The following is a 20528-nucleotide window of genomic DNA, read 5'->3' on the forward strand; positions in this document are numbered from 1 at the left end:
TATCGACGGTACCTTGCCGGGCCCCCCGAGCGGGCCCCCCTTGGACCTACTCGGTCCAAGGGGGCGGCCGGCGGCACGGTGGTTCCGGACGGACTTCCGGACGGAAGTCCCACCGGAAACGGTCAGGCCGTAACGGACGTCTTGCGCGTCGAGACGATCTGGTCGACCAGACCGTACGCGAGCAGCTCGTCCGCGGTGAGGATCTTGTCGCGCTCGATGTCCTCGCGGATCTTCTCGATCGGCGTGGTCGAGTGCTTGGCCAGCATGTCTTCGAGCTGGGCGCGCATCCGCAGGATCTCGTTGGCCGCGATCTCCAGGTCGGAGACCTGGCCCCGGCCCGTCTCGCTGTACGGCTGGTGGATCAGGACGCGGGCGTTCGGCAGCGCCATCCGCTTGCCGGGGGTGCCGGCGGCGAGCAGCACGGCCGCGGCGGAGGCCGCCTGGCCCATGCAGACCGTCTGGATGTCGGGCTTCACGAACTGCATCGTGTCGTAGATCGCCGTGAGCGCGGTGAAGGAGCCGCCCGGGCTGTTGATGTAGATCGAGATGTCGCGGTCCGGGTCCATCGACTCCAGGCACAGCAGCTGCGCCATGACGTCGTTGGCCGAGGCGTCGTCGATCTGCACGCCCAGGAAGATCACCCGCTCCTCGAAGAGCTTGGCGTACGGGTCGTACTCGCGCACGCCCTGCGAGGTGCGCTCGACGAAGCGCGGGACGATGTAGCGGGACTCGGCGCGGGGGCCGGTCGACTGCGACTGGGGGCCGGTGTAGAGGCCGCTGCCGGCGTAGTTGTTCATCTGCTTCTTCACCATCCTGATGGCGTTCGGTGGGGCGGGGTTTCGCTGCGCGGGCGCGCCGGGGCTCAGGCCCCGGTGCCGCCCCCGCCCGGAACGCCTGCGGCGGTCTTCATGACCTCGTCGATGAGGCCGTAGTCCTTGGCCTCCTCGGCGGAGAACCAGCGGTCGCGGTCGGAGTCGTGCGTGACCTGCTCGACGGTCTGACCGGTGTGCAGCGAGGTCAGCTCCGCCATCCGCTTCTTGGTGTACAGCAGCCGCTCGGCGTGGATCTTGATGTCCGAGGCGGAGCCCGCCAGGCCCGCGGAGGGCTGGTGGATCAGGATCTCGGCGTTCGGCAGGGCGAAGCGCTTGCCGGGCGTACCGGCGCTCAGCAGGAACTGCCCCATCGAGGCGGCGAGGCCCATGGCGATGGTCACCACGTCGTTCTTGATGTACTGCATGGTGTCGTAGATCGCCATGCCGGCCGTGATCGAGCCGCCCGGGCTGTTGATGTAGAGGTAGATGTCCTTGTCCGGGTCCGCGGCAAGGAGGAGCAGCTGCGCCGTGATCTTGTTGGCGATGTCGTCGTCGACCGGCTGGCCGAGGAAGATGATCCGTTCCCCGAGCAGCCGGTTGTAGACCTGGTCGCCGAGGCCACCGAAGCTCGGCTCGCCGGCGGCGGCGGAAGGCATCAGATTCGTCACGTATCCACCTGCTCGTTGTTCGACGGCCGCGAGCCGTCTCAGCGTCTTCTTCACGGGGCGGGGTGCGGGCGCGTCGTCCGGGCTTCCGCGTCGCGCCACGGGACTCCCCTGCCCCCGTATCTACGGACCCTAACGCGCTGGTAGGCGGGCGCCATCCCGCATCAGGAACTGTTCGCTCTGAGCGCAGGTTCACCAGGGGTCCGGAGACCACGGCGGGCCCGGCCGCGACACCCCGGTGGGGTGTCGCGGCCGGGCCCGTTTCCGTCACCGGTCGCGCGGACCGGTCACGAGGTGGGTGAGGCTCAGGCCTCGGTCTTGTCCTCGGTGCCCTCGGCGGCCTCGACGACCTCGGTGGCGGCCTCGACCGTCTCGGCGGTCTCGTCCTCGTCGTCCAGGTCGACGACCTCACCGTTGGTGTCCAGGACCTTGGCGACCTCGACGACGGACGCCAGGGCCTTACCGCGGGCGACCTCGCCGACGAGCATCGGCACCTGGCCACCCTCGACGACGGCCTGGGCGAACTGGTCGGGGCTCATGCCGGAGGACTGGGCACGGCGCATGAGGTGCTCGGTGAGCTCCTCCTGGCCGACCGACAGCTTCTCCTTGTTGACGATCTCGTCAAGGATGAACTGGGTCTTGATGCCCTTCTCGGCCTGCTCCTTGAGCTCGGCGTCGAACTCCTCGGCGGACTTGCCCTGGATCTCCAGGTACTTCGCCAGGTCCAGGCCCATCTGGCCCAGCTGGTGGTGCTCGAGGTTGTGCTTACGAGTGTTGACCTCGTCCTCGAGCAGCTTCTCCGGCATCGGGACCTCGACCAGCTTGATCAGCTCGTCGAGGACCTTCTCCTGGGCCTGGGTGGCCTGGTCGTACTTCTTCATGCGGGCGAGGCGCTTGGCGCTGTCCGCGCGCAGCTCCTCCAGGGTGTCGAACTCGCTCGCGAGCTGGGCGAACTCGTCGTCCAGGGCGGGCAGTTCGCGGGCCTTGACGGCGGTGACGTCGACCTTGACCTCGGCCTCCTTGCCCTCGGCGGAGCCGCCCTTGAGCTCGGAGGTGAAGGTGGCGGTGCCGCCGGCCTCGAGACCGGTCACGGCCTCGTCGATGCCCTCGAGCAGCTGACCCGAGCCGATGGTGTAGTCGACGCCCTTGGCGACGCCGTCCTCCAGCACCTCGCCGTCGACCTTGGCCTCCAGGTCGACGGTGACGATGTCGCCCTCGGCCGCGGCGCGCTCGACCGGGGAGGTCGTGGCGAAGCGGTCGCGGAGCTGCTCCAGCGACTTCTCGATGTCCTCGTCGGTCACCTCGGCGGCGTCGACGGTGACCTCGATGCCGGAGTAGTCCGGGATCTCCAGGGTCGGGCGGATGTCGACCTCGGCGGTGAAGGAGAGCAGCTCGCCGTCCTTCAGCTCCGTGATGTCGACCTCGGGCTGGCCCAGCGGGTTGAGGTCGGCCTCGTTGACCGCCTCGGTGTAGAACTTCGGGAGCGCGTCGTTGACGGCCTCTTCGAGGACCGCACCGCGGCCGAACCGCTGGTCGATGACGCGGGCCGGGATCTTGCCCTGACGGAAGCCCTTCACCGTGACCTGCTGGTTGATCTTCTTGTACGCCGCGTCGAGGCTGGCCTTGAGCTCCTCGAAGGGCACCTCGACAGTGAGCCGAACCCGAGTCGGGTTCAGGGTCTCCACGGCGCTCTTCACGGTTCGGTCTCCTTGGGGCTGACTTCTGGGATTCCGCTGAGGTTCAGCGAGTCGCGCCCGGCACACAGACACACGGGCACGCAGCTTGCATAGTAACCGCAAGCAGGATGGGCCCCACAATGTGATCTTGATGGTCGGGGTGGCCGGATTCGAACCGACGACCTTCCGCTCCCAAAGCGGACGCGCTACCAAGCTGCGCCACACCCCGTCGGTGCGAGACGTAGGGTACATGCCCGCAGGGCCTCCGGACGCCGACTTTCGCGGGCGGTCGCACGGCGGGCGGCCGGGTGTGCGGCGCGCGGCCGGGACCCGCTACGATGCACCACAGAGCCGTACGGCCCCCGGGCCGTCGCGGTGTGCGCGGGCGTAGCTCAATGGTAGAGCCCCAGTCTTCCAAACTGGCTACGCGGGTTCGATTCCCGTCGCCCGCTCCGTATGACGCCTCCGGCCCCGGGCCGGAGGCGTTTTTCGTGCCCGCGACCACCCCTGGGCGCCCCTGAGCACCTCTGATCGCCCGACCGGCCGCGCTCGCCGACGGGCTCCGCCGCACGCGGGGGCCGTCAGAACTTGATGCCGTTTATCGTCTCGGCGATCGAGTTCAGGAAGCGCTGGATCGACGGCGCCATGCCCGTCGACGCGAGGAAGAAACCGAAGAGGATCGCCACGAGCGCCGGCCCGCCCTTGATATTGCCGGCGCGGATCATCACCACCAGCACGATCGCCAGGAGCAGCACCACTGACAGCGAAATGGCCACAACTGATCACACCCTCGGTCGGAACACCTGGTAGCTCCGGAAGACATGCTGCCCCGTAGCCCCCACACATCAATCATGGTGCCATCAACTTGCCCTCTACAGGGGCAGTGTGACGTTTCGTCGACACCTCGTCGAGAATCGTCCGGAAAGCTGCGGGAGATGATATCGGGCGACTTGACTGGGACAGGACCGGTTCGTGATGAATAAGCAAATAAACGGAACAAGGTTTTACCACTTCCGAATCCATCGCTAAGGTGCCTCGAATGCCTTCCGCTGTCACCCCTCCCGCACGATCGGCGGTGCCCGCACCGCGCCTTCCGGGACTCCCGGGAGCGTCCCCCGCCGGAGCGGGGCGCGACCCGTTCTTCGACAACGCCAAGTACTTGGCGATCGTCCTCGTGGGCCTGGGACACGCCTGGGAGCCGCTGACCCACAGCAGCCGCGCGGCGCTGGCGCTGTATCTCACCGTCTACGCCTTCCACATGCCGGCCTTCATCCTGATATCCGGCTATTTCTCCCGTGACTTCGACCTGAGCCCCGCCAAGGTCAAGCGGCTGGTCACCGGGGTGGCCGTGCCCTACCTGGTCTTCGAGGTCGCCTACACCTACTTCCAGCACTGGGCGGAGGACGCGCCGCCGGAGCCGATCACGCTGCTCAACCCCTGGTACCTGAACTGGTTCCTGGCCGCGCTGTTCGTCTGGCGGCTGACCACGCCGATCTGGCAGAACCTGCGCTGGGCGATCCCGGTGTCGTTCGCGATCGCGATCCTCGCGGCGCTCTCACCCGAGATCGGCAATGATCTCGACCTTCAGCGGGTCCTTCAGTTCCTGCCGTTCTTCGTGATCGGCCTGCACCTGGAGCCGCACCACTTCAAGCTCGTCCAGCGTCGCGGGCTGCGGATCGCCGCGGTACCGGTGTTCGCGTCCGCGATCGCGGTGGCCTACTGGGCGGCGCCCCGGATGAACAGCTCGTGGTTCTACCACAACGACAGCGTCCAGGAGCTGGCCGCGCCGCTGTGGGCCGCGCCGGTGATGCAGCTGGCGATGTTCGCCTGCGCGGCGGTGCTGATCGTGTGCTTCCTGGCCTGGGTCCCGCGCCGGACCGTGTGGTTCACGGCGCTGGGCGCGGGCACCCTCTACGGCTTCCTGCTGCACGGCTTCCTGATCAAGCTCTCGCGCTGGTGGGAGTGGTACGACGCGTACGCGTGGATCCGGGAGCCGGTGGGCGGCGTGGTGGTGACGCTGCTCGCGGCCGTGGGGATGACCGCGCTGTGCACCGCGCCGGTGCGGCGGGTCTTCCGCTTCGCCGTGGAGCCGAGGATGGAGTGGGCCTTCCGCAAGCGGCCCTGACGGGACGGCTCAGGGCGGCCCCGGAAGGCCCGGGAAAGGCCCCGGAAGGCCCGGGGCGGCTTCAGGCCGCCCCGTCACGGCCTCCGGCGGCAAGGTCGTCCAGGCCCAGCAGTTCACCCATACGGGCGTACTTGTGCCGCAGCCTCTCGCGCGTGTCCGGGTCGAGGACGGCGGCCCGGACCGGGTCCGCGTTGTGTGCGAGGTCCGCGGCCTTGACCATGAGCGCGCCCGGCGTGGCGAGGATCCGTGCCGCGTACGCCTCCGGGCCCTCCCCCGGCCGCTTGGTCACCGCGAGGACGATGTCCACGGTCCCCTCCGGCAGGTCCGCCGCCGCCAGCCACTCCTCGGTGACGGCGCCGTCCTCGACCGCGTCGTGCAGCCAGGCGGCGGCGATCTGCGCGTCGGTGCCGCCCCGCGCCCGTACGCCCGCCGCGACCGCGGCCAGGTGCTCGGTGTACGGGCGCCCGGCCTTGTCCCTCTGGGCCGCGTGCGCCCGCCGGGCGAGCGCCTCGACGGCGGCGAGGTCCAGGGGTGCGGGACGGTGCGGCATACGGCTCCTCGGGGGCGTGGGCGACCGGTCAGTGGCGGCAGATGAGCAGTAGGGCCCGGTCGTCGTTGACGTCCTTGGCGACCGCCTCGATGAGGTGCCAGGCCGCGCCCTGGAAGCCGCCGGAGACATAGCGGTCCGCCTCGCCGGTGAGCCGGTCCATGCCCTCGGTCAGATCGCGCTCGGCCGTCTCGACCAGGCCGTCGGTGAAGAGCATCAGGACGTCGCCCGCGCCCAGCGTGCCCTTTATCGGGTCGAACTGGGCCCCGTCGTAGACGCCCAGGAGGGGGCCTTCGGCGGCCTTCTCCTCCCAGCGGCCCGTACCGGCGCTGAGCTGGAGACCGGGCAGGTGACCGGCGGAGAACATCTCGTAGTCGCCGCTGTCGAGGTCGAGGACGAGGTGGACGGAGGTGGCGAAGCCCTCGTCCCAGTCCTGCCGGAGCAGATAGCCGTTGGCGGCCGGCAGGAAGGCGTGCGGCGGCAGCGAGCCCAGCAGGCCGCCGAAGGCCCCGGACAGCAGCAGGGCGCGCGAGGCGGCGTCCATGCCCTTGCCGGAGACGTCGGTGAGGACGACCTCCAGGGTGCGGCCGCCGTTGGTCCGGGCGGCGACGACGAAGTCGCCGGAGAAGGACTGGCCGCCGGCCGGGCGCAGGGCCATCTCCCGGTGCCAGCCGCGCGGGAGTTTGGGCAGTTTGCTCTGGACGCGGATGCGTTCGCGGAGGTCGAAGAGCATGGTGCCGCCGCGTCGCCAGGGAACGCCGACGCGGCTGCGGAACTGGGCGATCAGCAGCCCGAGGAAGCCGACGGCCGCGACGACGAGGATGGTGCCCGGGGTGACCCGGTCGGCGCCGTCGCCGCCCGTGTCCAGGGCGGCGGCCTCCGCGATCAGCGCCGCGGCGGAGGCGGCGTAGAGGGCGAGCAGGCTGGCGGGGCGCAGCAGGAGCCCGCCCGCGACGATGGGCAGGACGAGCGCCGAGGGCGCGCACCACTCGGGCATGGCCACGGTGCCGAGCGCGAGGGCGGGGACGCAGAGCAGCAGGGCGCCCAGGGCGATCCAGTCGGAGCCGTCGCCGCGGAAGTAGTCGACACCGGCTTTGCGCACGCTCGTGCGAGCCCGGTGCAGTGCTTTGCGCATCCGGGCCGTCGGGGTCTCCGCACCGCCAGTCATTGCATCGTGACCTTATCCACCCATTCGGCGGTGCGTCGACTCACGCCGCGCCGACACGTCGACCGGGGGCAGGGCGCAAAGAAGCACGGAGAGCCACCATATGCGAAATTCGTTCGCCCGGAAGGGAATCCGCTGCTGTCATGAGGCCATGACGACGGAGATCCGAGTACTGCGTCAGGCCGACTGGGACGTCTGGTACGGCACGGTGGAGCTGGCGTTCGGCGGGGTCGCCGAGGCTCCCGAGGAGGCCGCGCTGTGGCGCGAGCTGACCCCCTTCGAGCGGTCGATCGGCGTCTGGGACGGCCCCGAAGTCGTGGGCACGACCGGGGCGTTCGCCTTCCGGATCACGGTTCCGGGCGGGGCGGCGGTGCCCGCCGCCGGGGTGACGATGGTGGGCGTGCGGCCGACGCACCGCAGGCGCGGCGTGCTGCGCGCGATGATGCGGCGTCAGTTGGACGACGTCCGGGCCTGGGGTGAACCGGTCGCGGTGCTGACGGCTTCCGAGGCGGGGATCTACGGCCGGTTCGGCTACGGCATCGCGACCCACAACATGCGCGTGGCCGTCGACACGACCCGGGTGCGTCTCGCCGTCCCTGGCGGCACGGACGAGGTGCGGTTGCGCTTGTCGAAGCCCGATGAAGCACGGGACGCCTGCGAGGCGGTCTACGCGCGCCGGGTAGCCGCCCGGCCCGGGATGCTGGAGCGGCTGCCCGGCTGGGCGGCGCTGCCGCTGCTGGACCCGGCCGGTCAGCGTGCGGGGGCCTCGCCGTTGCAGTGCGTCCTCGCGGAGGCCGGTGGCGAGGTGGTGGGGTACGCGCGGTACGCGATGAACCCGGAGTGGACGCCGGCGGGGCCGAACGGCACGGTGCGGCTGCGTGACGTCGAGGCCCTGACGCCGGCGGCGTACGCGGCGCTGTGGCGCTATCTGTGCGGGATCGATCTGACGTCGCGGGTCACCTGCTTCAGCCTGCCGGTCGACGATCCGCTGCTGCACCTGGTCGGTGACGTCCGGCGGTGCGAGCCGGCGGTGCGGGACCAGTTGCACGTACGGCTGGTCGACGTGGGCGCGGCGCTGGCTGCGCGTACGTACCGGACGCCGGTGGACGTGGTGTTCGAGGTGGCCGACGACTTCTGCCCCTGGAACGCGGGGCGCTGGCGGCTGACGGGGGATCCGAAGGGTGCCTCCTGCGAGCGCACCGAGGACGCCGCGGACCTGCTGCTGTCCGTGCGGGAGCTGGGCGCCGCCTATCTGGGCGGGGTGTCGCTGGCCGCGCTGGCGGCGGCCGGCCGGGTGACGGAGGTGCGGGAGGGCGCGCTGGAGGAGGCGGCCACGGCGTTCGGCGGCTCGGTCGCGCCGTGGCTGCCGCACGGCTTCTGAGCCTCCCCGGGCCCGGCCGGCCGGGAGCCCGTCAGCGCTGCTGGCAGGCGGGGCACCAGAAGAGGTTGCGGGCGGCGAGACCGGCGGTGCGGATCTCGCCACCACAGATGTGGCAGGGCTGCTGGGCCCGGCGGTAGACGTACACCTCGCCGCCGTGGTCGTCCACGCGCGGTGGGCGGCCCATGGCCTCCGGGGTGTGCTCGGGGCGCACGGTGTCGATTCTGTTGTTCCGTACGCCTTCGCGCATCAGCTCGGCCAGATCCGACCACATCGCGTCCCACTCCGGCCGGGTGAGGTCGCGGCCGAGGCGGTAAGGGTCGATTCCATGCCGGAAAAGGACCTCGGCGCGGTAGACATTGCCGACGCCGGCGATGACCTTCTGGTCCATGAGGAGCGCGGCGACGGTGGTGCGACTGCGGCTGACGCGGGCCCAGGCGGCCTCGCCGTTGTCCTGTGCGCGCAGCGGGTCGGGGCCGAGCCGGTCGTGTATCGCCTGCTTCTCCCCCTCGGTGACGAGGGCGCAGGTGGTAGGGCCGCGCAGGTCGGCGTACGCGGTGGCGGTCGCGAGCCGCAGCCGCACGGTGTCGGTGGGCGGGGGGACGGGGGCGTCACCGAAGGTGTACTTCCCGAAGAGGCCGAGGTGGATGTGGATCCACACGTCGGCTTCGCCGAAGCCGAGGAAGAGGTGTTTGCCGTGGGCTTCGGCGGTGGTGAGGGGGTTGCCGTCCAGGAGGGCGGCGCTGTCCGCGAATTTGCCTTGGGGACTGGTCACCCGGACCTCGCGGTTGCCGAACCGTTCGGCGTGATCCTGGGCGAGCCGATGAATGGTGTGCCCTTCGGGCAAGGCGTTTCTCCTGCGGAGTGCGGTCAGTGGTCAGGTGCGGCCCGATTGCCTGTTCCCCGGCCCCGCCCCTTCCCGCAGCATCCGATGTGCGGCTCCGCCGCGTGGCGGGGGCAGGCCCCCAGACCCCCGAAGCGGCTGCGCCGCTTGTCCTCAAACGCCGGACGGGCTGGATTTTCGCGGACCGCAGCCGGCGAAATCAGCCCGTCCGGCGCTTGAGGACACCGCGCGCCGGCGCGGTCCGGGATCCGGGGCAGAGCCCCGGAGGGTGAGCCGGTCGGTCAGGGCTGCGGGTGGTGGGCCGGGATCGGCGGGAGCTCGCCCGTCGTCTCGTAGCGGCTCAGCATCTCGATGCGGCGGGTGTGCCGCTCCTCGCCGGAGTACGGCGTCGCCAGGAAGATCTCGACGAACTTCGTCGCCTCCTCCTGGGTGTGCATCCGGCCGCCGATGCTGATCACGTTGGCGTCGTTGTGCTCACGGCCGAGCGCCGCGGTCTGCTCGCTCCAGGCGAGGGCGGCCCGGACGCCCTTGACCTTGTTCGCGGCGATCTGCTCGCCGTTGCCGGAGCCGCCGATGACGATGCCGAGGCTGTCCTTGTCCGCGGCGGTCCGCTCCGCGGCGCGGAGGCAGAACGGCGGGTAGTCGTCCTGGGCGTCGTAGATGTGGGGACCGCAGTCGACGGCCTCATGGCCCTGGGCCGTGAGCCACTCGACGAGGTGGTTCTTGAGTTCGTAGCCGGCATGGTCGGAGCCGAGATACACGCGCATACGACCGAGTGTGGCACGAGTACGGGCCCGGATCGCCCCAGGGGCACCCCCAAGCACAGGTGAACGTCAGGCAACGTCAGGCGATCACAACGATACGGATTCGGACCTTCCTAAATACGCCTTCGAAAAGTTCTAATGCGGGGGCTCGTAACCCGAGAACCTAAGGAACGTGCACATGGGCGCGACACCGCCGACTATGACAAAGGCGTCGACCACCGGCGACCCCGGGCAGGCCACCGCCGCGTCTGCCCAGGACGGCCTCAAGGCCGGGCTCAAGAACCGCCACCTGTCCATGATCGCCATCGGCGGTGTGATCGGTGCCGGCCTCTTCGTGGGCTCCAAGAGCGGTATCGCCGCCGCCGGGCCCGCCATCCTCGTCTCCTACGCACTCGTCGGCGCGATGGTCGTCTTCGTGATGCGGATGCTCGGCGAGATGGCCGCCGCCAATCCGACCTCCGGCTCCTTCTCCGCCTACGCGGACCGGGCGCTGGGCCGCTGGGCCGGTTTCACCATCGGCTGGCTGTACTGGTTCTTCTGGGTCGTCGTGCTGGCGGTCGAGGCGACCGCGGGCGCGGAGATCCTCGAAGGCTGGATACCGGCCGTTCCGCAGTGGGCCTGGGCCCTGATCGTCATGGTGGTCCTCACCGTCACCAACCTCGGCTCGGTGAGCTCCTACGGCGAGTTCGAGTTCTGGTTCGCGGGCATCAAGGTCGTCGCCATCTCCGCGTTCGTCGTGATCGGCGGGCTGGCGATGTTCGGCCTGCTGCCGGGCTCGGACAACCCGGGCGCGGGCCTGGACAACCTGACGGCGCACGGCGGGTTCATGCCCAACGGGCCGGGCGCGATCCTCGCCGGTGTGCTGATGGTCGTCTTCTCCTTCATGGGCAGCGAGATCGTCACCCTGGCCGCCGGTGAGTCCGAGGACCCGCAGCGCGCGGTCACCAAGGCCACCAACAGCGTGATCTGGCGCATCGGCGTCTTCTACCTGGGCTCGATCCTCGTCGTGGTCTCCCTGCTCCCGTGGGACTCCAAGGAGATCGCCGAGAAGGGCAGCTATGTCGCCGCCCTGGACTCGATCGGCATCCCGCACGCCGGCCAGATCATGAACGTCATCGTCCTGACCGCCGTGCTGTCCTGCCTGAACTCCGGTCTCTACACCGCCTCCCGCATGGCCTTCTCGCTCGGCCAGCGCGGCGACGCCCCCAGGGCGTTCGCCCGCGCCAACAAGAGGGGCGTCCCGCAGGCCGCGATCCTCGGCTCGGTCGTCTTCGGCTTCCTGTCCGTGTTCTTCAACTACATGTGGCCGGACACCGTCTTCAAGTTCCTGCTGAACGCCTCGGGCGCCGTCGCCCTCTTCGTCTGGCTGGTCATCTGCTTCACCCAGCTGAAGATGCGCGGCATCATCCAGCGCGAGTCGCCGGAGCGGCACGTGGTGAAGATGTGGCTCTTCCCGTACCTGACCTGGGCCACCATCGGCATGATCACCTTCGTGCTGGGCTACATGGTCTACGACGGCGGCGACAACCGCGAGCAGGTCCTGCTGTCGACGCTGCTGGGCGCGATCGTCCTGGTCGTCGGCCTCGTCCTGGACCGCCGCCGGCGCACGCGGGGCGCCGTCCAGGGTTAAGCACCTCCCGGCGGGCGCGTCACGAGGTCTCGAAGGACTTCTTGGCGCGCTCGTACACCGCGAGGGCGGTGGACTCGGCGGAGTCGGCGTACCAGACGCTCACCTGGTACGTCCGGCCTCCCTTCTCGAAGCCGAGCTGCCGCCCCTGCCGGGGCTTCCCGCCCTGCAGGAACGCGTACTCCCAGACCACCGCCGGATCACCGGAGAAGGTGGTCCTTTCCAGTTTCGTCTTCCGGTAGCCCGGTGTGTCGTGGAAGCCGCTCTCGAAGCGCTCCCAGTGCGTCAGCAGGTCCTCCGTCGTGCGGCCCTGCTTGGCGGAGAGCTCGATCGCACCGTCCTTCGAGGTGTACGTGACGTCGGCGGGCGACTGCTGCGTACGGTTCCAGTCGGCCGGCGGCTCCCAGCTGAAACCCTCCTCGGACCGGCGCGCCCCCACCGCGGCGCCCCCGGACGCCTTCCCTCCGGACGTCTGCCCGGCCGGTGCCGAGCTGCCCGGCGGCCGGTCCGTACCGCCCGCCGGGGCGCCCCCGCCCTCGCCTCCCCCGGGCCCGCGCGCCACCAGGACGATCCCCACGGCCACCGCCGACACGGTCACCACCGCTCCGGCGGCGAGCAGCGCGACCCGGCGGCGCGCCGGACCGCCGCCCCGCGGGCCCCGCACCGGCGCCGCCGGCCGCTCCGGGGGCGGTACGGGTGCGGGCACCGGCGGCGGTACGGGCACCACCGCCGGCCGGCCGGCGAGGACCGTCGGCGGGTGCGGCACCGGCTCGGCGAGTGCGGCCAGCGCCCCTTCCACCGCGTCGAGGGACGGCCGCCGCCCCGCCTCCTTGAGCAGCAGCCCGGCCAGCAGCTCGCGCAGCGGGCCCGCGGCGGCCGGAATCTCCGGCTGCTCGTAGAGCACGGCGTGCAGGGTGGCCAGGGTGGTCGCCCGGGTGAAGGGCGACTGGCCGGCGACGGCCGCGCACAGCGTCGCGCCGAGCGACCAGAGATCGGAGGGCGGGCCCTGCTGCCTGCCCTCGATCCGCTCCGGGGCCATGTACTCCGGTGAGCCGACCAGGGTGCCCGCCATCGTCAGGGCCGCGGCGTCCTGCATGGCCGCGATGCCGAAGTCGGTGAGCACGATCCGGCCGCCCGCGGTCAGCAGGACGTTGCCCGGCTTGATGTCACGGTGCAGCACCCCGACGGCATGCACCGCGCGCAGGGCGCGCACCAGCCCCAGGCCGATCCGGGCGGCCTCGCGCGGGGCGACCGGGCCGTCGTGGCCCAGCGCCTGTTCCAGGGAGCGGCCGTCGACGAGCTCCATCACGATCCACAGCCGGTCGTCCTCCTCGGCCACGTCGTAGACCCGCACGACGTTCGGGTGGTCGATCCGGGCGGTGGCACGGGCCTCCCGCAGACTCCGCTCCCGCTGGACGGCGCTGGCCTCGCCGACGAGCCCGTCGATACGGATCTCCTTGGCCGCCACCGGCCGGCCGAGTATCCGGTCGTCCGCCCGCCACACCCGGCCCATTCCACCGCGCCCGATCAATTCCAGCAGCCGGTAGCGACCCACCACCAGCCGCTGCCCCCGCCCCTCGTCGCTCGAATTCCCCACCAGGCCCGCCCCCATTGCGGAATTATCGTTCCGCACCCTCGGACATTGGAATCTTGTGGTACCTATTCAAATACCTCTGCAGGGAGCGGAGATAGGGGGGAGCGAAAATGTTCCGAAGTATTCGACGGAGGCGCCGCGCGGTATCGCCGGCGCTGCCGGTCCCGGTGGCCCTGGCCGCTTCGGCGGCCCTGGCGGCGGCCCTGGTACTGCCGTCCGCCGTTACCGCCCAAGGCGCCGCCGCGCGCGCCGCCGAGCCCACGCCCGGCAGCAGCCAGGGCGGCAGCCCCGGCCCGAGCGCCCCGGCGGGGTACCGGGTCACCACCGGCCTGCCGGCCAAGATATCCGTGGACAAAAAGACGGGGAACACCAGTCTGAATGCCACGATCCGTAATGGCGAGGCCAAGGAACTCGGGTCGGTCCGGCTGAAGGTGGTCGGATTCGAGGGAATGCAGATCAAGGCGGTCGAGGGATGCTCCCCCATCCCGGCCGGAGAGCTGCCCGAGGGTTCGAACAGCGGATTCTCCTGCACCGTCGACAAACTGGGCGCGGGGCAGAGCCGGGATTACCGGGTGACGGCGCGCTTCGACCTGGGGAAGACCGGCCGGATCTGTCTTCCCGTCACCTTGGGCGACACGAAGACCCTGCTGTGGCAGCAGGGCCCGGTGCACTTCGGCACCACCGACACCAGCTCCGACGCACCGGACACCCCGCTGCTGCTCGGCACCAAGAACGTGCCGTCCGGTGGGGCGGCCACCCCGGGCGGGGGCGCGGCGAGCGCGCCGACGGCGGCCGGGAAGTCCGGTGGCACGGGCGGCGGCACGGTGAGCTCCGCGCCGTCGGCGGGCAAGGGCAAGGAGGCCGGCCCGGCCCGGAGCACGGGCGGCGCGGCGCCCTCGACGAGCGAGTCCCGGGCGAGCTGCCCCGGACGGGCTCCCCGTCGGCGCTGCCGCTGGCGGGCGCGCTGGCCGGTGCGCTGCTGCTCGCGGGCGCGATCGGGATCTGGGCGACCCGCAGGCAGGGCCGCCGCCACTGAGCCCCGCGGCCGCCATGGACGCGAACCGGGCCCGCACCCCGGTGAGGGGTGCGGGCCCGGCCGCGCGTACGGGGGCGGTGGCGTCAGCCGCGCCGGCCCAGCAGCTTCCAGGCGGCGGGCAGGGCGCCCATGGCCAGGGCGGCCTTCAGGGCGTCGCCGATGAGGAAGGGCGTCAGCCCCGCCGCGACCGCCTCGGTGAGCGAGATGTGGGCGTACAGCGCGAGGTAGGGGACACCGACCGCGTAGATGATCGCGGAGCCGAGCGCCATGCTGCCCGCGGTGCGCAGGGCGGAGCGGTCGGCGCCGCGGCGGGCGAGCGCGCCCACGACGGTGGTGGCCAGCAGCATGCCGAGGACGTAGCCGAAGGAGGCGAAGGCCGTGCCGGAGCGGCCCTCGGCGAACCACGGCACGCCGGCCATGCCGACCACCGCGTACAGGGCGAGGGAGAGGAAGCCCCGGCGGGCGCCGAGGGCGGTGCCGACCAGGAGGGCGGCGAAGGTCTGACCGCTGACCGGGACCGGGGAGCCGGGGACCGGGATCGCGATCTGGGCGGTCAGGCCGGTCAGCGCGGCACCGCCGAGGATCAGGGCCGCGTCGCGGGCGCGGGCGCGCCCGGCGGAGGTGGCGGGGAGCAGATCGGCGAGGACCGTACCGGTCCGGGTGACAGAAGCAACGGCGGTGGCCATCGGTACTCCGCGAGATAGAGGTATAGGACAAGTAAGTAAGGGACCAGGGCGACGTTAGCCGAGCGTCGCCGTCCCGGCACCGTGTGGCGATGACAAAGGCACGACGTTCCGCTTGGCGGGTTCCCAGCGTGGGCGGATCGGTGGGTGATGCTCGTCACTGGGGAGCGGCGAGGCTTGGCTCAGACCGCCCTGCCGGGAGAATGTGGAGTCACCTATACCCCTTTGCGCTCCGCGCGCAGCCCCCCATGCGCCTCGTGCGCAGATCCGGAAGTACGAGCCCATGCACGACGCACCGCCGGCCGCCGGCACCCTCACCGGCGACAAAGAACCGCTGTCGGGCGGGCTCAAGCAGCGTCATCTGACGATGCTGGGGCTGGGCGGCGTGATCGGCGCCGGCCTGTTCGTGGGCTCGGGCGCCGGCATCGCCGTGGCGGGCCCGGGGATCATCGTGTCGTATCTGATCGCGGGCGCGCTCGCGATGCTGGTGATGCGGATGCTCGGCGAGATGTCCTCGGCGATGCCCGCGTCGGGCGCGTTCTCGGTGCACGCGGAGCGGGCGCTGGGCCGCTGGGCGGGCTTCACGGTGGGCTGGCTCTACTGGTTCCTGCTGGTGGTCGTGCTGGCGGTGGAGGCGACGGGCGCGGCCCAGATCGCGAACGGCTGGGTGCCGTCGGTGCCCCAGTGGGCCTGGGTGCTGATCTTCATGGTGGTCTTCACGGCCGCCAACCTCGCCGCGGTGAAGAACTTCGGTGAGTTCGAGTTCTGGTTCGCCACGCTGAAGGTCGGCGCGATCGTCCTCTTCCTGGGGCTCAGCCTGCTGGCGATCTTCGGCGTGCTGCCGGACACCAGCGCGGTGGGCCTGTCCAACCTCACCGGCCAGGGCGGCTTCCTGCCGCACGGCTGGAGCGGGGTGGTCTCCGGCGTGCTGGCCGTGGTCTTCGCCTTCGGCGGCCTGGAGGTCGTCACCATCGCGGCCGCCGAGTCCGACGACCCGGCGCGGGCCGTGGGCCGGGCCGTGCGCAGCGCCGTGTGGCGGATCCTCTTCTTCTACGTGGGCTCGATGCTGGTCATCGTGACCCTGCTGCCGTGGTCGTCCATGCAGCCGGGCAAGAGCCCGTACGTGGCGGTGCTGGACCACATCGGGGTGCCCGGGGCCGGGCAGATCATGAACATCGTGGTCTTCGTGGCGCTGCTGTCCGCCCTGAACGCCAACCTCTACGGCTCGTCGCGGATGGTCTTCTCGCTGGCCGAGCGCGGCGAGGCGCCCCGCTCGCTGCTCAAGGTCTCCGGTGGCGGCGTGCCGCGCCGGGCGGTGCTCGCCTCGGTCGCCTTCGGTTTCGCCTCGGTGATACTGAACCTGGAGTGGCCGGATTCGATCTTCCACTACTTGCTGAACGCCGTGGGTGCGGTACTGCTCTTCGTCTGGGGTCTGATCGCCGCCTCGCAGCTGCGGCTGCGGCGCCGGATCGAGCGGGAGATGCCGGACCGGCTGACGCTGCGGATGTGGGGCTTCCCCTATCTGACCTGGGTCGCGCTGGCGGCGATGGGCGCCGTGCTGGTGCTGATGCTCACCGACGAGGGCGCGCGGCCGCAGCTGCTGTGGTCCGCCGCGGCGACGGGCGCGGTGCTCCTGGTCGCCGGTCTGCGTGAGCTCCGGCTCCGCCGCGCCCGCTGAGAACCCCTCGCCGGCTCTCTCTCGGGCCGCTGGAACCGCGGATTCGCATCGGTTCTGGCGAGACGTCAGGCACGTACAGTCACACTCTCGTCTGAATATCGGACAGGCGTGTCACAGGTGTTGTCCTGAGCGAACATGAACCCCACACTGAGGCCACTTTTCCGCTCTCACCCCACGGGACACACACGATCATGACTCGGACACCTGCGACCTCCGCGCCCTCGCGCGACGGGGTCACCCCCCAGGAGCCGGGCGGCACGGATCTGTCGCACGGCCTCAAGCAGCGCCATCTGTCGATGATCGCCCTCGGTGGTGTGATCGGCGCCGGTCTGTTCGTCGGCTCGGGGCAGGGCATCGCCGCCGCCGGCCCCGCCATCGTGCTCGCCTACGCGGTCTCCGGGCTTCTGGTGATGCTCGTGATGCGCATGCTGGGCGAGATGTCGGCGGCCAACCCGGCCTCGGGCACCTTCTCCGTCCACGCCCACCGGGCGATCGGCCCCTGGGCGGGGTTCGCCGCCGGCTGGATGTTCTGGGTGGAGCTCTGTGTGGGCATCGCCGCCGAGGCGATCGGCGCGGCGGCGATCATGCAGTCCTGGTTCCCGTCGACGGACTCCTGGATGTGGGTCCTCCTCTTCATGGCGCTGTTCTGCGGCACCAACCTGGCGGCGGTCAGCAACTTCGGTGAGTTCGAGTTCTGGTTCGCGGCACTGAAGATCGGTGCGATCGGCATCTTCCTGGTGCTGGGCGTGCTCGCCATCCTCGGGGTGCTGCCGGGCACCGAGGCGCCGGGCAGCTCCAACCTCACCGGTCACGGCGGCTTCATACCCAACGGCGCCGACGGCCTGGTCGTCGGCCTGCTGGCCTCGGTCTTCGCCTACGGCGGCCTGGAGACGGTGACGATCGCGGCGGCCGAGTCCGAGCACCCGGTCAAGGGCGTCGCCCAGGCGGTCCGCACCGCGATGTGGCGCATCGCCCTCTTCTACGTCGGCTCGATGCTCGTCATCGTCACGGTGATCCCGTGGAACGACAAGTCGGTCACCGCCGACGGCCCCTACGTGGCCGTCCTGAAGTACCTCGACATCCCGGCCGCCGGGCAGATCATGAACGTGATCGTGCTGATCGCCCTGCTCTCCGCGATGAACGCCAACATCTACGGCGCCTCCCGGATGTCGCACTCCCTGGTGATGCGCGGCCAGGGCCCCCGCTTCCTGGCCCGGACCAGCGGCGGCGTGCCCCGGCTGACGGTGCTGGCCTCCTCCGCCTTCGGCTTCTTCGCGGTGCTGCTGAGCTACTGGTGGCCCGACACCGTCTTCAAGTGGCTGCTGTACGTGACCGGCGCCGCGGTACTGGTGGTGTGGCTGTTTATCGCCGTCACCCAGCTGGCGATGCGCCGCAGGCTGGAGCGCGAGGAGCCGGCGAAGCTGGTCGTGCGGATGTGGGCCTACCCCACCCTGACCTGGGTGGCCATCGGCGCCATCCTCGTGGTGCTCGCCCTGATGCTGCGCCAGGAGGAGACCCGGATCCAGCTCTTCGCCACGGCCGGCCTCACCGTCGTCCTCTGTCTCGTCGGCTACCTGCGCCAGCGCGCGGTGGCCGGCAAGGAGCCCGCCCGGAACTGACGCTCCACCATCACACCCCCCACGGAGGCGGGGTAGGTCCTGATCTTCTGGACCTACCCCGCCTCGGTCTTTGGTCCGAGACTCGTCAAATAGGGCACCCTTAACGGCGTGTGGCAGGTTGTTACTGGTAGCGTCTACCTGCAAGTTAATTGCAATAAGCAGTCGGAGGGCTCGGCATGGCCATCTACACACTTCCTGAACTCCCCTACGATTACGCGGCGCTGCAGCCGGTCATCGATGCGAAGATCATCGAGCTGCACCACGACAAGCACCACGCCGCGTACGTCAAGGGCGCGAACGACACGCTGGAGCAGCTCGCCGAGGCCCGCGACAAGGACCAGTGGGGCGCCATCAACGGCCTCGAGAAGAACCTGGCCTTCCACCTGTCCGGGCACATCCTGCACAGCATCTACTGGCAGAACATGACCGGCGACGGCGGCGGCGAGCCCCTGGACAAGGACGGCGTGGGCGAGCTGGCGGACGCCATCGCCGAGTCGTTCGGCTCCTTCGCGAAGTTCAAGGCCCAGCTGACCAAGGCTTCCGCGACCACCCAGGGCTCCGGCTGGGGCGTCCTCGCCTACGAGCCGATCAGCGGCAAGCTGATCGTCGAGCAGGTCTACGACCACCAGGGCAACGTCGGCCAGGGCTCGGTCCCGATCCTGGTCTTCGACGCCTGGGAGCACGCCTTCTACCTTCAGTACAAGAACCAGAAGGTGGACTTCATCGACGCCATGTGGGCCGTCGTCAACTGGCAGGACGTGGCCAAGCGCTTCGCCGCCGCCAAGGAGCGCGGCAACCTGCTGCTGGTTCCGTAACACCCCTGGACGCCCTGCTCGTGATCGTCTTCTCAACCTTCACGGGACAGGTGCCCGAGAGGCCCCCGCGCGGTCGATTCGCGCGGGGGCCTCTCCCTGTCTATCAGAGCCACTGTCGCCCCGGGGTTCCACTGCCGGAACGTTCTTCTCAGACGTGTCCGAACGCCTCACCGGTCACCGTGAATTCCCGCGCGAGACCCGTCTCGTGGAGACGTGCGAACACGGCGAACGGAATCCCGTATTCGGATTCTCCGCGTTCCTTCCGCGCACCCCGCGCGAAGTTCCCGTTCTTGCACACGGCAAAGCGATAGTCGACGTTCGTGGCGCCGTCGGCGGCCACCCGGACCGTGCCCGTCAGCCGGAATTCGACCCCGCGCAGGGCGAACCACCAGTCCAGGCTCCCGCGCCGGGCGAGCAGCACCCCGCGCCACCCGCTGTCGGCGGGATAGGCGGCCGGGGTGCGCGGTCCGCGGCGCCAGCGGCCCTGCGCCTCGGCGCGCCAGCGCGCCAGCTGCTCCTCGGCGGCGTACCGGACGGCCGGCAGCGCGAGCAGCTCCGCGGCGTCCACCCGGTAGGGCGTGCCGGTGGCCCGCAGATAGTGCCGCAGGACGCCCGCGGCCCGGCGCATGCCGAGCACCGACCACAGCACCGCCGTCAGCCGGCAGCCGGCCTTGAGCAGCAGGTCGTACGGGCGCACGGGCAGCTCGGCGAAGCGGGCGCCGGCGTCCGGCGGCCGCTCGTCGGCCCGGCCGCCGTCACGGCCGAGCGGACGGGAGAGGTCGGTGCGGCCCATACCGGGACATTAAGGGACCCGGCCCCATGGCGCCCGTCGAACCGCACCGACCGGTGCGGGCTAGTCGAAGATCGGGCCCTGCGTACGGGTGCGCTTGATCTCGTAGAACCCGGGCGTGGAGGCCACCAGCAGGGTGCCGTCCCACAGCCGCGCCGCCGCCTCGCCCTTGGGCGCGGGGGTGACGACCGGGCCGAAGAAGGCGATCTGCTCGCCGTCGGCGCCCGGCACCGCGATGACCGGCGTGCCGACGTCCTGGCCGACCTTGTCGATGCCCTCCTGGTGCGAGGCGCGCAGCTCGGCGTCGAAGGCGTCGCTGTAGGCGGCGTCCGCGAGCTCCACGGGGAGGCCGACCTCCGCCAGGGCCGCCTCGATGGTCGCGCGGTCGCGCGGCAGGCCCTGGAGGTGGAAGCGCTCGCCGAGGGCGGTGTAGAGCGGGCCGAGGACGTCCGGGCCGTGCTTGAGCTCGGCGGCGATGCACACCCGCACCGGGTGCCACGCCTCGGTGCGCATGACCTCGCGGAACTCCTCGGGCATCTCGTCGATTCTGTCCTCGTTCAGCACGGCCAGGCTCATCACGTGCCAGCGCACCTCGACGGGGCGCACCTTCTCGACCTCCAGCATCCAGCGGGAGGTCATCCAGGCCCAGGGGCAGAGCGGGTCGAACCAGAAGTCCGCGACGGTCTTCTCGGGAGCGGTCACAGGAATCT

19 protein-coding genes and 2 tRNA genes are annotated in these 20528 nt (G+C 70.7%); 7 read left to right on the top strand and 14 right to left on the bottom strand.

Annotated elements, in window-relative coordinates; translation table 11 throughout:
* Positions 1-122 precede the first annotated feature (122 nt).
* The 4 genes from AF335_RS03080 to AF335_RS03095 form a co-directional block, all read right to left on the bottom strand.
* A complete protein-coding gene (locus AF335_RS03080; protein ID WP_087930670.1) occupies positions 123-797 on the bottom strand; it encodes an ATP-dependent Clp protease proteolytic subunit in 675 nt (224 codons plus the stop codon).
* Positions 798-862: 65 nt separating this feature from the next.
* Entirely contained in the window at positions 863-1468 is a 606-nt protein-coding gene (locus AF335_RS03085) for an ATP-dependent Clp protease proteolytic subunit (protein ID WP_184743047.1), read from the bottom strand.
* Positions 1469-1782: 314 nt separating this feature from the next.
* Complete coding sequence (gene tig / locus AF335_RS03090; RefSeq protein ID WP_170127566.1) at positions 1783-3174, bottom strand: trigger factor; 1392 nt, start codon at positions 3172-3174, stop codon at positions 1783-1785.
* Between the two features lie 131 nt (positions 3175-3305).
* Positions 3306-3382 (bottom strand) — tRNA-Pro (locus AF335_RS03095).
* Between the two features lie 152 nt (positions 3383-3534).
* Between AF335_RS03095 and AF335_RS03100 the strand changes: the two genes are divergently transcribed.
* Positions 3535-3605, top strand: a tRNA-Gly gene (locus AF335_RS03100).
* Positions 3606-3734: 129 nt separating this feature from the next.
* Here the strand turns inward: AF335_RS03100 and AF335_RS03105 are convergent.
* Positions 3735-3929 (bottom strand): hypothetical protein, encoded by a 195-nt coding sequence (locus AF335_RS03105; RefSeq protein ID WP_102916663.1) that lies wholly within the window; start codon positions 3927-3929, stop codon positions 3735-3737.
* Between the two features lie 263 nt (positions 3930-4192).
* Here AF335_RS03105 and AF335_RS03110 point away from each other — a divergent pair, with 263 nt between their 5' ends.
* Positions 4193-5278 (top strand): acyltransferase family protein, encoded by a 1086-nt coding sequence (locus AF335_RS03110; RefSeq protein ID WP_102916664.1) that lies wholly within the window; start codon positions 4193-4195, stop codon positions 5276-5278.
* Positions 5279-5339: 61 nt separating this feature from the next.
* Here the strand turns inward: AF335_RS03110 and AF335_RS03115 are convergent, their stop codons facing one another.
* Positions 5340-5828 carry an HD domain-containing protein gene (locus AF335_RS03115; RefSeq protein WP_102916665.1) on the bottom strand — a complete coding sequence of 163 codons (489 nt, stop codon included), beginning with the start codon at positions 5826-5828 and terminating at the stop codon, positions 5340-5342.
* Between the two features lie 28 nt (positions 5829-5856).
* A complete protein-coding gene (locus AF335_RS03120) occupies positions 5857-6993 on the bottom strand; it encodes a PP2C family protein-serine/threonine phosphatase (RefSeq protein WP_102916666.1) in 1137 nt (378 codons plus the stop codon).
* A gap of 148 nt (positions 6994-7141) precedes the next feature.
* On the opposite strand from AF335_RS03120, the gene AF335_RS03125 reads away from it, so the two are divergent.
* Positions 7142-8371, top strand: coding sequence for a GNAT family N-acetyltransferase (locus AF335_RS03125; protein ID WP_102916667.1), 1230 nt, complete (start codon positions 7142-7144; stop codon positions 8369-8371).
* A gap of 31 nt (positions 8372-8402) precedes the next feature.
* Here the strand turns inward: AF335_RS03125 and AF335_RS03130 are convergent, their stop codons facing one another.
* Positions 8403-9215 (bottom strand): Fpg/Nei family DNA glycosylase, encoded by an 813-nt coding sequence (locus tag AF335_RS03130; RefSeq protein ID WP_102916668.1) that lies wholly within the window; start codon positions 9213-9215, stop codon positions 8403-8405.
* Positions 9216-9493: 278 nt separating this feature from the next.
* Complete coding sequence (locus AF335_RS03135) at positions 9494-9979, bottom strand: ribose-5-phosphate isomerase (RefSeq protein WP_102916669.1); 486 nt, start codon at positions 9977-9979, stop codon at positions 9494-9496.
* Positions 9980-10175: 196 nt separating this feature from the next.
* Between AF335_RS03135 and AF335_RS03140 the strand changes: the two genes are divergently transcribed.
* Positions 10176-11606 carry an amino acid permease gene (locus AF335_RS03140; protein WP_228773237.1) on the top strand — a complete coding sequence of 477 codons (1431 nt, stop codon included), beginning with the start codon at positions 10176-10178 and terminating at the stop codon, positions 11604-11606.
* 19 nt (positions 11607-11625) lie between these two features.
* On the opposite strand, the gene AF335_RS03145 is transcribed toward AF335_RS03140, so the two are convergent.
* From AF335_RS03145 to AF335_RS03160, 3 genes are all read right to left on the bottom strand, one after another.
* Positions 11626-13215: a protein kinase domain-containing protein gene (locus AF335_RS03145; protein ID WP_102916671.1), complete on the bottom strand. Its 1590-nt coding sequence runs from the start codon at positions 13213-13215 to the stop codon at positions 11626-11628.
* Between the two features lie 547 nt (positions 13216-13762).
* Positions 13763-14230 carry a hypothetical protein gene (locus tag AF335_RS03155; RefSeq protein WP_146045412.1) on the bottom strand — a complete coding sequence of 156 codons (468 nt, stop codon included), beginning with the start codon at positions 14228-14230 and terminating at the stop codon, positions 13763-13765.
* Between the two features lie 86 nt (positions 14231-14316).
* Positions 14317-14919, bottom strand: coding sequence for a biotin transporter BioY (locus AF335_RS03160; protein WP_102916673.1), 603 nt, complete (start codon positions 14917-14919; stop codon positions 14317-14319).
* A 280-nt stretch (positions 14920-15199) separates the two neighbouring features.
* Here AF335_RS03160 and AF335_RS03165 point away from each other — a divergent pair, with 280 nt between their 5' ends.
* The 3 genes from AF335_RS03165 to AF335_RS03175 all read left to right on the top strand — a co-directional run bounded on the left by AF335_RS03165 (position 15200) and on the right by AF335_RS03175 (position 19028).
* On the top strand, positions 15200-16594 hold the full coding sequence (locus AF335_RS03165; protein ID WP_102916674.1) for an amino acid permease: 1395 nt from the start codon (positions 15200-15202) through the stop codon (positions 16592-16594).
* A 191-nt stretch (positions 16595-16785) separates the two neighbouring features.
* The gene (locus AF335_RS03170) at positions 16786-18213 is read left to right on the top strand and encodes an amino acid permease (RefSeq protein WP_102916675.1); all 1428 of its coding nucleotides are present in this window, start codon (positions 16786-16788) and stop codon (positions 18211-18213) included.
* Between the two features lie 176 nt (positions 18214-18389).
* Positions 18390-19028: a superoxide dismutase gene (locus AF335_RS03175; protein WP_095582548.1), complete on the top strand. Its 639-nt coding sequence runs from the start codon at positions 18390-18392 to the stop codon at positions 19026-19028.
* Positions 19029-19176: 148 nt separating this feature from the next.
* Here the strand turns inward: AF335_RS03175 and AF335_RS03180 are convergent, their stop codons facing one another.
* Together AF335_RS03180 and AF335_RS03185 are read right to left on the bottom strand one after the other, a co-directional pair.
* Positions 19177-19821, bottom strand: a complete 645-nt coding sequence (locus tag AF335_RS03180) for a hypothetical protein (protein ID WP_102916676.1) — start codon at positions 19819-19821, stop codon at positions 19177-19179.
* A 60-nt stretch (positions 19822-19881) separates the two neighbouring features.
* The gene (locus AF335_RS03185; RefSeq protein WP_102916677.1) at positions 19882-20520 is read right to left on the bottom strand and encodes a DsbA family oxidoreductase; all 639 of its coding nucleotides are present in this window, start codon (positions 20518-20520) and stop codon (positions 19882-19884) included.
* Positions 20521-20528: the final 8 nt, after the last annotated feature.

It is taken from the genome of Streptomyces eurocidicus (assembly GCF_002891295.1).
GTDB lineage: Bacteria > Actinomycetota > Actinomycetes > Streptomycetales > Streptomycetaceae > Streptomyces > Streptomyces eurocidicus.